Source organism: Amycolatopsis sp. NPDC039088 (genome assembly GCF_055598845.1).
In genome coordinates, this window is sequence record NZ_JBVKAE010000001.1 from 26,872 (window position 1) to 39,238 (window position 12,367).

Below are 12,367 nucleotides of genomic sequence, written 5' to 3' on the forward strand. Positions count from 1 at the left end.
CAAGGACAAAGATGTCTCCTGAGCTGATTTCCCTCGGCGCCCTCGCCGTGATGTTCCTCGTCGGGACGCTGCTCCCGATCAACATCGGCATCCTCGCCTTCGTGGCCGCGTTCGTGATCGGCACGGCGTCGCTGGGGCTGGACGAGGCCCAGATCTTCGAAGGATTCCCGGTTTCGCTGTTCGTGACGATCGTCGGTGTCACGTACCTGTTCTCCATCGCGCAGCGCAACGGGACCATCGATCTCATCGTGAGCTACGGCGTCCGCCTCGTGCGCGGCAAGGTCACCCTCATCCCGTGGGTGCTCTTCGCCGTCGCCGCCGTGTTGACCGCCTTCGGCACCTTCACCCCCGCCGCGGTCGCCCTGCTGGTCCCCATCGGCATGAACATCGCCTTCCGGCACCGGCTGAGCCCGCTGATGATGGGCATGATGATCATCTGCGGCGGGCACGCCGGCGCGTTCTCGCCGATCGCGGTCTCCGGGGTCCTGGTGAACGGCATGATCGCGGACACTCCGCTGGACGTGCCGCCCTCGGTGTTGTTCCTCGCCAGTTTCGGGTTCAACGTGCTGCTCTCGGTGGCAACCTTCCTGTTGCTGCGCAACAAGGTCCAGCCGGAGCCGGCCGCCGGGGACGCCGTCGGCGCCGACGAACCGGCGCCCGGCGGGGTCACCTGGCGGCAGTGGCTCACCCTGGCGCTGCTCGGCGGGCTCATCATCGGTGCGCTCGGCTTCCACCTGCAGATCGGCTTCCTCGCACTGGCGGCGGGCGCCCTGCTCGCGCTGGTCGACATGAAGAACCAGGCGAAGGCCGTCGACGGCATCAGCTGGTCGACCATCCTGCTCGTCGCCGGCATGGTCACCTACGTGGGCATCCTGGAGAAGGCGGGCACGATCGACGCCATCTCGGAACATGCCGCCGTGGTCGGCGCGCCCCTGCTCGTCGCGCTTCTCCTCTGCCTCACGGTCGCGATCACCTCGGCGTTCGCCTCGTCCACCGCGATCCTCACCGCCATCATCCCGATCGCGGTGCCCTTGCTGCTGTCGAGCCAGCTCAGCGCCGCCGGCCTGGTCGCGGCGTTGTCGATCTCGACCACCATCGTCGACGTCTCACCGTTCTCCACCAACGGCGCCCTCGTGCTCAGCAACGCCAAGGGCGTGGACCGGCAGCGCTTCTACCGGCAGGTGATCGGCTACACCTGCGCGATCGTGGGCTTCGGCCCGGCCTTGGCCTGGGGTGTGCTCGTCCTGCCCGGCGCGTTCTAGTTCGAGGTGGCGGTGGAGGTCGTCTTCTCCGCCGCCCACGACGCCAAGAGGGTGAGACCGTCCGCGGTCGCCGTGCCGGCTGGCGCGGTGTAGACGGTCAGAAGCAGGCCGGGTTCGGCGGACAACTCCATCGACTCGACGTCCAGGTCGAGCCGGCCCACCACCGGATGGTGCATACGTTTGCGTCCGGACCGGTGGAGCCGTACGTCCCGAGATGCCCACCGCTGCCGAAACAGTTCACTGCTCGTCGCCAGCTCACCGACCAGGGTGATCAGCTCCTCGTCGTGCGGATCGCGACCGGCTTCCATGCGTAGCTTCGCGGCCACGTCACAGACGATTCGGTCATAGTCGACGAAGAACGTTTTCGCCGATTCGGGATCCAGATACACGAACCGGGCGGTGTTCGCCGGCCGTCGCGCGTCGGCCAGCACCGGTGAAAACAGCGCGCGGGCGAGATGATTCGTCGCCAGCACGTCATAACGGCCGTTGCAAATCCACGCCGGCGCGTCGGTGATGGCGTCGAGCACCTGCTGGAGCGCCGGACGCACCGTCGCGGTGGGGCGACGGCGGTGTGGACCGCCGGAGGCCCTGGACTGCCGCGCGAGGTGGAGCAGGTGATCGCGCTCGGCCTCGTCGAGGCGCAAGGCAGCGGCCACCGCGTCGAGCACCCCGTCGGAGGCGCCGGCGAGACCGCCGCGCTCCATACGCACGTAGTAGTCGACCGATACCCCTGCCAGTAGCGCCACCTCTTCGCGACGCAGACCTTTGACCCGGCGGTTGCCACCGTAGGCGGACAGCCCTGCCTGCTCAGGCGTGATCCGCGCGCGACGCGAGCTCAGGAACTCCTTGATCTCGGTGCGCAGATCGATCGTGGCCACGCCTTCACCGTAGGCCCTCTCCGCAGGCGAAGGGAGGTTCTGCCGGTACCCCCGTCGAGACCCGACGCCTAGGTACCCGATGCGGTCGTGGCGGTGCCACCGTCGATCGGAATGATGGTGCCCGTCAGGTAGGCCCCGGCCCGGCTGGCGAGGAACACGGCGATACCTGCCATGTCGTCGTCGCGGCCGAGCCGGCGCAGAGGGGCCTTCGCCGCGATCGTGTCACCGATGGCATCGATCGTGGCCGCCATCATCTGCGACGGGAACACTCCTGGTGCTACCGCGTTCACCGTGACGTGCTGTGGGCCCAGCTCCCTGGCGAGCACCCTGGTGAGTTGATGAAGTGCCGCTTTGCTGCCGGCGTAGGAGTAGTTGGGTGACTCGGCGACGTGGATGGCGGCGATACTGCCGATGTTGATGATCCGCGCGGGATCATCGGCGGTGCCCGCCCCGCGCAGTGCGGGCAGCAGCGCCTGCACCAGCCAGAACGGCGACTTGAGGTTGAGGTCGAGCACCGCGTCCCATGCCTCGGCCGGGAACGTCTCCAGCGGCTCGCGCCACATCGCTCCCGCGTTGTTGACGAGGATGTCCAGGCGCTCCGAGCCGGCCTTGACGAGATCCGCGAGGCGCCGGCACTCGTCGTACCTGGACAGGTCGGCGGGGATCGCTTGAACGTCGCCGAATTCGGACAGTAGACGCTGTGCCTCCGCGCACGCGTCCGCCTTGCGTGAGCTGACGACCACGCGGGCGCCCGCCTGCAGAAGGCCGCGCGCGATCATCATCCCGATGCCCCTGGTTCCGCCAGTGACAAGTGCGTACTTCCCGCTCAGATCGAAAAGGTCCGCGTGAGTGGTGAACCGGGTTTCCGCCATGGGTCTTCGTCCCTCTTGTCGTGGAAGCACGTGCCTCGCGTGGCCGCGAGCCGGCTCATAACAGGCTGTCAGGCGTCCTGGACGGCTGGGAGATCCTGGCGATACAGGCACTGCGAGAGCCCCCATGCCGCAGGTAGCGCCACCCCTGATGGGCACATCACCTTGACGCCGGGCCGAGCCGCACCGGAGAGTGAGCTGAACCCACGCGTCGGCAGGTGGAGGAACCCGGTGAGAGTCCGGGGCGGTCCCGCCACTGTCACCCCTGAGCCATCAGGGGGAGCCAGGAACTCCGGCCGGCGCGACCGCACGACCCGGGGCGCGGACACCCCGAGTGAGGACTGCCGTGATCCTGCTTCTGTCCACTTCGGACACCGACCTGCTCAGCGCTCGTTCCGGCGAGGCCGACTACCGGCTGGCCAACCCGGCCCGGCTCGACCTCGCCGAGTTGCCCGCCCTGCTCGACGGCGTCCAGATCGTCGTCGTCCGGATCCTCGGGTCCGAGCGGAGCTGGCAGGAAGGGCTCGACACGGTCCGCGCGAGTGGCGCGCACGTGGTCGTCCTCGGTGGCGAGCAGACGCCGGACGCGCAGCTCATGAAGCTGTCCACGGTCCCGGCCGGTACCGCGGCGGAGGCACACGCGTATCTCGCGCAGGGCGGACCGGAGAACCTCACCCAGCTGCACCGCTTCCTGAGCGACACGCTCCTGCTCACCGGTGACGGTTTCGAGCCGCCCGCGGTGCAGCCGCTCTGGGGCGTCCTCGAGCGCGAAACCTCGCGAAAAGAGGGTCCGGTCATCGCGGTCCTGTACTACCGGGCGCATCACCTCTCCGGCAACACCGAGTTCGTCCACTCCCTCGCCGACGCCATCGAAGACGCCGGGGGCCGCGCGCTCCCGATCCACTGCGCGTCCCTGCGCACCCGCGAGCCGGAGATGATGGCCGAGCTGGCCAAGGCCGACGCGCTCCTGGTCACCGTGCTGGCCGCCGGTGGCACCCGGCCGTCCGAGGTCGGCGCCGGTGGCGACGACGAGGCGTGGGACGTCTCCGAGATGGCCGCGCTCGACATCCCGATTCTCCAGGCCCTCTGCCTCACCAGCGACCGCGAGACCTGGTCGTCGAACGACGACGGCCTCTCCCCGCTCGACGCCGGGAACCAGATGGCCGTCCCCGAGTTCGACGGGCGGCTCATCACCGTCCCGTTCTCGTTCAAGGAGATCGACGACGACGGCCTCCCGAAGTACGTGCCGGACGCCGAACGCGCGTCCCGCGTCGCCAAGATCGCGCTGGCCCACGCCCGGCTGCGCCACACCCCGCCGCCGGAGCGCCGTATCGCGCTGATGCTGTCCGCGTACCCGACGAAGCATTCCCGCGTCGGTAACGCGGTCGGCCTCGACACTCCCGCGTCCGCGATCGCACTGCTGCGCCTCATGCGCGAGCGGGGTTACGACCTCGGCGAAGACCCGTTCCCCGGCGTCGAGCCCACCGGCACCGACCAGCCCGACGGAGACGCGCTGATCCACGCGCTCATCGCCGCCGGCGGGCAGGATCCGGAGTGGCTCACCGAGGAACAGCTGTCCGGCAACCCGATCCGCGTTCCGGCCGACCGGTATCGCGAGTGGTTCGCCGAGCTGCCCGCGGAGCTGCGCGAGGCGATGGAGGAGCACTGGGGTCCCGCCCCCGGTGAGCTCTACGTCGACAACGGTGACATCGTGCTCGCGTCCCTGCAGTCCGGCAACGTCATCCTGATGATCCAGCCGCCCCGCGGGTTCGGCGAGAACCCGGTGGCGATCTACCACAACCCGGACCTCCCGCCGAGCCACCATTATCTGGCCGCCTACCGCTGGCTGGAGCAGGAGTTCGGCGCGCACGCGGTCGTCCACCTCGGCAAACACGGTTCGCTGGAATGGCTTCCCGGCAAGACGGCCGGTCTCTCGGCCTCCTGCGCGCCGGACGCCGTCCTTGGCAATCTGCCGCTGATCTACCCGTTCCTGATCAACGACCCCGGTGAGGGCGCGCAGGCGAAACGGCGTGCGCACGCCACGATCGTCGACCACCTGATCCCGCCGATGGCCCGCGCCGAAAGCTATGGCGACATGGCCCGGCTGGAGCAGCTTCTCGACGAGCACGCCAACATCGCGGCGATGGATCCGGCGAAGCTGCCCGCGATCCGTGCGCAGATCTGGACGCTGATCCAGGCCGCGAAGCTCGACCACGACCTCGGCGTCGAAGAACGGCCGCACGACGCGGAGTTCGACGACTTCCTGCTGCACATCGACGGCTGGCTGTGCGAGGTCAAGGACGCCCAGATCCGCGACGGCCTGCACATCCTCGGTGCCGCTCCGGAAGGCGAGGCGCGGATCAACCTCGTGCTCGCGATGCTGCGTGCCCAGCAGATGTGGGGCGGTAAGCAGGGCGCGGTTCCGGGTCTGCGTTCCGCCTTGGGGCTGAAGGAGAACAGCGACGCCCCACTGTCCGAAGTGGACGCCATCGAGCAGAAGGCGCGCTCGCTCGTCGAGGCGATGGAGGCCAGGGACTGGTCACCCGCCGCCGTCGCGGAGGTGGTCGCCGACGTGCCGGAACACCAGGAGGTCGCCCGCGTGCTGACCTTCGCCGCGACCGAGATCGTGCCGCGGCTGGCCGGTACGAGCGGCGAACTCGACGCGGTGCTCCACGCGCTCGACGGCGGCTACATCCCGGCAGGCCCCAGCGGGTCTCCCCTGCGCGGCCTGATCAACGTGCTGCCGACCGGCCGCAACTTCTACACCGTCGACCCGAAGGCCATCCCGAGCCGACTCGCCTGGGAGACCGGGCAGGCGCTCGCCGACTCGCTTCTCCGGCGCTACCGCGAAGACACCGGTGACTGGCCACGCTCGGTCGGCCTCTCGGTCTGGGGCACGTCGGCCATGCGCACCTCGGGTGACGACGCCGCGGAAGTCCTCGCCCTGCTGGGTGTCCAGCCGGTCTGGGACGAGGCGTCGCGCCGGGTCACCGGCATCGAGGCGATCCCGCTCGCCGAACTCGGGCGGCCGCGGATCGACGTCACCGTGCGGATCAGCGGTTTCTTCCGCGACGCCTTCCCGCACGTGATCAGCCTGATGGACGACGCGGTGCGTCTCGTGGCGGGTCTCGACGAGCCGGACGAGCAGAACTTCGTGCGCGCCCACACCCGCGCGGATCTGGCCGCGCACGGTGACGAACGCCGGGCCACCACGCGGATCTTCGGTTCCAAGCCCGGCGCGTACGGCGCGGGCCTGCTGCCGCTGATGGACTCCGGGAACTGGCGTGACGACAAGGATCTCGCCGAGGTCTACGCGGTTTGGGGCGGTTTCGCCTACGGCCGGGATCTCGACGGCAGGCCCGCCCGCGAGGACATGGAGAACTCGTACAAGCGGATCGTGGTCGCGGCCAAGAACACCGACACCCGCGAGCATGACATCGCCGACTCCGACGATTACTTCCAGTACCACGGCGGGATGATCGCGACCGTCCGCGCGCTGACCGGGACCGCGCCGGCGTCCTACGTCGGCGACAGCACCACCCCGGACGCGGTCCGCACCCGCACCCTCGGTGAGGAGACCGCCCGCGTCTTTCGCGCCAGGGTGGTCAACCCGCGCTGGCTGGCCGCGATGCGCAAGCACGGCTACAAGGGCGCCTTCGAACTGGCGGCGACGGTCGACTACCTGTTCGGTTTCGACGCCACCGCCGGCGTGGTCGGCGACTGGATGTACGAGAAGCTCACCGAGTCCTACGTCCTCGACGAGGTCAACCAGGAGTTCCTGCGCCAGGCCAACCCGTGGGCGCTGCGCGGCATCATCGAGCGGCTGAACGAGGCCGCCGATCGGGGTCTCTGGGCGGAGCCGGACGCCGACCTTTTGGCTCAGCTGCGCGAGGTCTACCTCTCGTTGGAGGGCGACCTCGAATCGTGACGTCACCCGGTGGAGCAGGCCCATGGCCCGCCCGGCGGTACCACTGTCATATGCGCAGAACTTAGCGTGACAGAGGCGGTGGGACGTCAATGATCGGGAGGACAGCGATGATCAAGCGTCTGTTGAAGGTCGTGCTCCGTCACGGTTGCTGCTCGGCGTGCACCGGTGTGGGCTGCGGCTGCTGCGACGCCTGCAAGTAGTTCCGCAGGACACGGACTAGGGGCGGACACCCGGGATATGGGTGTTCGCGCGGCGGACGTCGGCGGCGAGGGCTGGTACCTCGATCACCCGGCGTCCGGCCGCTTCCAGCATCTCGGCGCCGACGCAGTCGACGAACACCGACGGCTCACGCCAGGCGAACACGACTCGGGGAAGGCCGGCGTCGAGGATGAGCTGGGTGCAGCTTCGCGGATGTGACGTCCGCGAGCTGCACGGCTCCAGCGACGTGTACATCGTCGCCTTCACCAGTCGCGGATCCCCCGGTTCGAGTTTCGCGAGCGCGGCTTCCTCCGCGTGGTTGGCGGGATCGCCGTCACCCGAGTAACCGGTGGAGATCACTTCGCCGTCGGCGTCGGTGATGACCGCGCCGACGCGGAAGGTCCGCGGCGGGCAAAGATCCGCCAGCGCGATGGCCTCGCGCAACCGCAGAATGTCCACTTCGGACGGTTCCGGGGTCGCGTGATACTCCAGTACGGCGATGTCACCCAGCCGGCTGCTTTCGACAAGGGTCAGCTCGCGCGGGAAGGCGCCGGGGCCGGCGAACCGCGGCGCGCGCGGATCACCGACGAAGAACGGCGCGATCGCCAGATGCAGCTCGTCGACCAGCCCCTCGGTGAGGAACTGGGTGTGGATCGCGCCGCCGCCTTCGACCATCAGCCGCCGAACGCCGCGCGCGTGAAGGTCCGCCAGCATCTCGCGCAGCCCGGTCAGCTCCACCACGGTCGCCTTCACGCCCGTGACGACGCCGGGCGGGGCGTACACCAGCTTCTCCGTGTCACCGACGGTGAAGAACTGGGCCCCCGGATCGAGTGAGCCACTGCGCGTCAGCGTGACCTTGACCGGTTGTGCCGGCCGCCCGGCCGCGACGCGCTCCCGCACCAGCTCCGGCGAGCGGACCAGCAGCCGCGGATCGTCCGCGCGGACGGTGTTCGCGCCGACCAGGATCGCGTCCGACGCCGCGCGCAGCCCGTCCACCCTGGCCCAGTCGTCCTGGTTGGACAGCACCAGCCGGGTGTCGGTCGCGTCGTCGAGGTAGCCGTCCAGTGAGACCGCGGCGGACAGCAGGACGTGAGGGCGTTCGATCACGTCGCCAGTATGCCCTCGGCGCAAAATCGGTTGCGTCCTTCACCGGCTCGGCTAACCTGGCCGAGTGATCTTCTGAGACGAACCTGCGCCCTCATCCACCTCCTTCGCAGGGAGTCTCATGTCTACATCTTTGACGCTTTCCGACGTCACCTTCACCTGGCCCGACGGCGCCCCCGTGTTCGAGCGGCTCTCGCTCACCATCGGCACCGGCCGCACCGGACTGGTCGGCACCAACGGTTCCGGCAAGTCCACGCTGCTCAGGCTGCTCGCCGGCGGGCTGCGGCCCGAATCCGGTTCGATCACCACGCCCGGGGAAATCGGCTACCTGCCGCAGAACCTCGTCCTGGACACCGAGCGGCGGGTGGACGACGTGCTGGGTGTGACGGCGATCCGCGCGGCGATCAAGGCCGTCGAGAGCGGTGACACCGCCGAGGAGCACCTCACCACCATCGGCGACAACTGGGACGTCGAGGAGCGCAGCCGCGCCCTCCTCGACCGGCTCGGCCTGGGCGCCGTACGCCTGGACCAGCGGGCCGGAGAGCTGTCCGGCGGCGAAATCACGCTGCTCGGGCTGGCCGCGCTGCTCTTGCGCCGTCCGGCCGTCCTGCTGCTGGACGAACCGACCAACAACCTCGACCTGCGGGCGCGCGAACTCGTGTACCGCGAGGTGGAGGGCTGGAACGGGATCCTCGTGGTGGTCTCGCACGACCGCGAACTGCTCCAGTCGGTCGACCGGATCGCCGAGGTCCGAGACCACGAGGTCACGCTGTACGGCGGCAACCTCGCGGACTACGAGCACGCCGTCGAGGTCGCGCAGGAAGCCGCGCGGCGACACGTCCGGGCGGCGGAATCCGACGTCAAGCGCCAGAAACGGGAGCTGGTCGAAGCCGGGATCAAACTCGCCCGGCGGGCCCGCTACGGCCAGAAGATGTGGGACACCAAACGCGAACCCAAGGGACGGATGCGCAAACGCCAGGAGGACGCGCAGATCGCCGCGGGCAAGTACCGCAACCTGCACGCGGACAGGCTGGAAGGCGCCGTCGAGACACTGAAGGCCGCCGAAGAGCTGGTGCGCGAGGACGCCGAGATCCGCGTCGAACTGCCGGAGACCACGGTTCCCCGTGGCACGGACGTGCTCCGGATCGACGCCGTGCCCCGGTTCGGCCCGGCGGTGGACCTGCACGTCATGGGGCCCGAGCGGATCGCGCTCGTCGGTCCCAACGGGTCGGGCAAGACCACCCTGCTCCGCACGATCACCGGCGAACTCCCGCCGAAGTCGGGTGACGTGGGGCTGTTCGTCCCCGCCAGGCTGCTCCCCCAGCGGCTCGACATCCTCGACGACACTTTGTCCATTGTGGACAATGTGCGGCTGGTCGCGCCGTCGCTCACCGACAACGAGATCCGCGCCAGGCTGGCGCGGTTCCTGTTCCGGGGCACGGCGGCCGAACGCACGGTGGCGTCGCTGTCCGGCGGGGAACGCTTCCGCGCCGCGCTGGCGACGTTGCTGCTGACCGAGCCCACGCCGCGGTTGTTGCTGCTCGACGAGCCGACGAACAACCTCGACCTGGCGAGCGTGCGACGGCTCACCGAGGCGCTCCTGGCCTACCGGGGCGCGCTGATCGTGGCGAGCCACGACCGGCCGTTCCTGGCCGACATCGGCATCACGAGGCGCCTGACGCTCCGCATTTAGAGGACGAAATGCGGAGTGGTCAGGCGTCGAAGTCCACGGTGACGGACTCGGAGATCGGCACCGACTGGCAGGTGAGCACGAAACCGGCATCGACTTCGGCCTTCTCCAGCGCGAAGTTGCGCCGCATGTCGACCTTGCCGTCGCAGATCTTCGCCCGGCAGGTGCCGCACACCCCGCCCTTGCAGGCGAACGGCAGATCGGGGCGGTACTTCTGCGCGCCGTCGAGCAGGGAGGAGTTGCGCGGCAGAGTCATCGTCGTCGACCGGCCGTCGAGGACCAGCGTGACCTCGCTGGAGGACCCCACGACGGCCGGGTCGATGTGGTGCACCGGCTCCGGCGGGGTGTCCACATAGAACAGTTCCTGGTGGACACGCTCGTCGGGGACGTCCAGCGAACGCAGCAGTTCCTGCGCGCCGGTCACCATCTCGAACGGCCCGCACAGCCACCAGTGCGCGACGTCCTCGACCGGGATCAGCACGGTGCACAGGCGACGCAGCTTCTCCGCGTCGAGCCGCCCGGTGAACAGTTCGGCCTCGCGCGGCTCACGCGAGAGCACGTGGACGAGTTCGAGTCGCGCCGGGTAACGGTCCTTCAGATCCGCGAGGTCGTCGGCGAACATGACGGTGTCCGTGCGCCGGTTGCCGTAGAGCACGGTCACCGTGGCGTCGGAATCGCCGAGCAGCGAGGACGCGATCGACAGCACCGGCGTGATCCCCGAACCCGCCGCGATCAGCACGTGATGCCCGGCGGTTTCCGGCTCCGGGGTGAAGTTACCGGTCGGCGCGGCGACCTCGATCTCGTCGCCGGGCCGTACGTCGCGCACCAGCCACGACGAGAACAGCCCGCCCGGCACCTCCCGGACGCCGACGCGCGGCGCCGCACCGGCGGGTGCGCAGATCGAGTACGAACGGCGCTCGTCCCGGCCGTCGATTTCGCGGCGCAAGGTCAGCGACTGACCGGCCTTGAACCGGAAGGTTTCGGTGAGGTCTTCGGGTACGTCGAAGGTCACCGCGACGGCGTCGTCGCAGAGCCGCTGGACGTCGGAGACCTTGAGGGTGTGGAACCCGGTGCGGCGCAGAGTGGACGCGGTCACGCTAGATCTCCTTGACGTGTTCGAACGGTTCGAGGCAGGACCGGCAGCGGCGCAGCGCTTTGCACGCCGTCGCGCTGAACCGGGACTGCTCCTCGGTGTCCGCGGAACCGCACTGCGGGCAGCGGACCGACGACACCGGCGCGCTCAACATGAGCGGGATCGGGCCGGTCCGTCGCGGCGCGGCCCCCGGCGGCGCGATCCCCGCTTCGGCCAGCTTCCGCTTGCCGTCCTCGGTGATCCAGTCGGTGGACCAGGCGGGCTGCAGCACGGTCCGCACCTCGACCTCGCCGAAGCCCGCCCCGGTCAGCGCGTGCACGAGGTCGTCGCGCATGGTGTCCATCGCCGGGCAGCCGGTGTAGGTCGGGGTGATCGCGACGACCACCCGGCCGTCGGACTCCGACACCTCGCGCAGCACGCCGAGGTCGGCGAGGGTGAGCATCGGCAGTTCCGGGTCGGTGACCGTGGCCGCCACGGCGTACGCGGTCACCATGTCGCGTCCGGATGTTCCCTGGCGACACTCTGCAGATCCGCCAGCAGGTAACCCATCCGCTCGGTGTGCACGCCGTCACGGCCCATCCGGCCGGAGACCCCGGCGATGGCCCCGATCTCGGGGCGCGTCAGCTTCGCGACGGCCAGCACCTGGTCGAGGATCGCGTCGAACTCCGGCCGCAGCGACGGCGACTCGACGAACTCGTCCTGGTGTGCCACGAAAAGCTCGTCGACGTAGGGCCAGACCGCGTCGAGGCCCTCCTGCATCCGCTCGTGCGAAAGCTCGGTCCCGTCACCCAGCCGCACGGCCCACTGCGCCGCGTAGTCGCGGTGGTAGGCGACCTCCTTGACGCCCTTGTCCGCGATGGCCGCCAGCACCGGGTCCACGCTCGTCCGCAGCTGCTGAAGCAGCGCGAGCCGCCAGATCGAGAACACCAGCAGCCGCGCGATCAGGTGCCCGAAGTGTCCGCCTTCGAGTTCGGCGAGCCGGACGTTGCGGTACTCCTGCTCGCTCCGGAAGAAGGCGTAGGAGTCCTCGGTGCGCTCGCTCCCGTCGGCCTTGCCCGCGCGAGCGAGCAGCAGCCGGGCCTGTCCGAGCAGGTCGAGCGCGATGTTGGCGATCGCGACCTCGTCCTCGAGTTCGGGCGCGTTCGTGCACCATTCCTGCAGGCGGTGCGAGAAGATCAGCGCGTCGTCGCCGAGCATCAGGCAGTACGCGGCCAGCCTCGCACCGTCCACACCGGACGGAACCGTCGTGTCCACACCGGACAGTGGATCTTCGAACCCGGTCCCGAAGGCCCAGCGGGAATCGTTCTCCTCGGTGATCGCCTCGTAGGCGTTGTCGAAGCTCATG

At 69.4% G+C, this 12,367-nt stretch carries 9 protein-coding genes and 1 riboswitch; of the genes, 3 read left to right on the plus strand and 6 right to left on the minus strand.

The annotated features are described in order from the left end of the window. The first annotated feature begins 11 nt into the window (after window positions 1-11). On the plus strand, window positions 12-1,262 hold the full coding sequence (locus ACZ7KI_RS00110; protein WP_470271042.1) for an SLC13 family permease: 1,251 nt from the start codon (window positions 12-14) through the stop codon (window positions 1,260-1,262). Here the strand turns inward: ACZ7KI_RS00110 and ACZ7KI_RS00115 are convergent. Both ACZ7KI_RS00115 and ACZ7KI_RS00120 read right to left on the minus strand, forming a co-directional pair. After that, window positions 1,259-2,140 carry a helix-turn-helix transcriptional regulator gene (locus ACZ7KI_RS00115; RefSeq protein WP_470271043.1) on the minus strand — a complete coding sequence of 294 codons (882 nt, stop codon included), beginning with the start codon at window positions 2,138-2,140 and terminating at the stop codon, window positions 1,259-1,261. The genes ACZ7KI_RS00110 and ACZ7KI_RS00115 overlap by 4 nt on opposite strands. Window positions 2,141-2,208: 68 nt before the next feature. Next, window positions 2,209-3,012, minus strand: coding sequence for an SDR family oxidoreductase (locus tag ACZ7KI_RS00120; protein WP_470271044.1), 804 nt, complete (start codon window positions 3,010-3,012; stop codon window positions 2,209-2,211). A gap of 196 nt (window positions 3,013-3,208) precedes the next feature. Continuing rightward, window positions 3,209-3,320, plus strand: a riboswitch (cobalamin riboswitch). A 35-nt stretch (window positions 3,321-3,355) separates the two neighbouring features. Between ACZ7KI_RS00120 and cobN the strand changes: the two genes are divergently transcribed. Further along, on the plus strand, window positions 3,356-6,937 hold the full coding sequence (gene cobN / locus ACZ7KI_RS00125; protein ID WP_470271045.1) for a cobaltochelatase subunit CobN: 3,582 nt from the start codon (window positions 3,356-3,358) through the stop codon (window positions 6,935-6,937). 216 nt (window positions 6,938-7,153) lie between these two features. Here cobN and ACZ7KI_RS00130 read toward each other — a convergent pair whose 3' ends face one another. Continuing rightward, a complete protein-coding gene (locus tag ACZ7KI_RS00130; protein WP_470271046.1) occupies window positions 7,154-8,242 on the minus strand; it encodes a dihydrofolate reductase family protein in 1,089 nt (362 codons plus the stop codon). Window positions 8,243-8,360: 118 nt separating this feature from the next. Between ACZ7KI_RS00130 and ACZ7KI_RS00135 the strand changes: the two genes are divergently transcribed. Then, window positions 8,361-9,932 carry an ABC-F family ATP-binding cassette domain-containing protein gene (locus ACZ7KI_RS00135; protein WP_470271047.1) on the plus strand — a complete coding sequence of 524 codons (1,572 nt, stop codon included), beginning with the start codon at window positions 8,361-8,363 and terminating at the stop codon, window positions 9,930-9,932. Between the two features lie 19 nt (window positions 9,933-9,951). Here ACZ7KI_RS00135 and paaE read toward each other — a convergent pair whose 3' ends face one another. Genes paaE through paaC form a run of 3 tightly spaced genes read right to left on the minus strand, consistent with a single transcriptional unit; the run spans window position 9,952 to window position 12,366 of the window. Further along, window positions 9,952-11,025 (minus strand): 1,2-phenylacetyl-CoA epoxidase subunit PaaE, encoded by a 1,074-nt coding sequence (paaE, locus tag ACZ7KI_RS00140; RefSeq protein ID WP_470271048.1) that lies wholly within the window; start codon window positions 11,023-11,025, stop codon window positions 9,952-9,954. Between the two features lies 1 nt (window position 11,026). Then, window positions 11,027-11,515 (minus strand): 1,2-phenylacetyl-CoA epoxidase subunit PaaD, encoded by a 489-nt coding sequence (paaD, locus tag ACZ7KI_RS00145; protein WP_470271049.1) that lies wholly within the window; start codon window positions 11,513-11,515, stop codon window positions 11,027-11,029. Next, on the minus strand, window positions 11,509-12,366 hold the full coding sequence (gene paaC, locus ACZ7KI_RS00150) for a 1,2-phenylacetyl-CoA epoxidase subunit PaaC (protein WP_470271050.1): 858 nt from the start codon (window positions 12,364-12,366) through the stop codon (window positions 11,509-11,511). Before paaC ends, paaD begins: the two co-directional genes overlap by 7 nt. Window position 12,367: the final 1 nt, after the last annotated feature.

Bases quoted from the DNA above. Each gene is read 5' to 3' on its own strand.
- ACZ7KI_RS00110 (WP_470271042.1), top strand. From the start codon at position 12: ATGTCTCCTGAGCTGATTTCCCTCGGCGCCCTCGCCGTGATGTTCCTC.
- ACZ7KI_RS00120 (WP_470271044.1), bottom strand. From the start codon at position 3,012: ATGGCGGAAACCCGGTTCACCACTCACGCGGACCTTTTCGATCTGAGC.
- ACZ7KI_RS00135 (WP_470271047.1), top strand. From the start codon at position 8,361: ATGTCTACATCTTTGACGCTTTCCGACGTCACCTTCACCTGGCCCGAC.
- paaD (WP_470271049.1), bottom strand. From the start codon at position 11,515: ATGGTGACCGCGTACGCCGTGGCGGCCACGGTCACCGACCCGGAACTG.
- paaC (WP_470271050.1), bottom strand. From the start codon at position 12,366: ATGAGCTTCGACAACGCCTACGAGGCGATCACCGAGGAGAACGATTCC.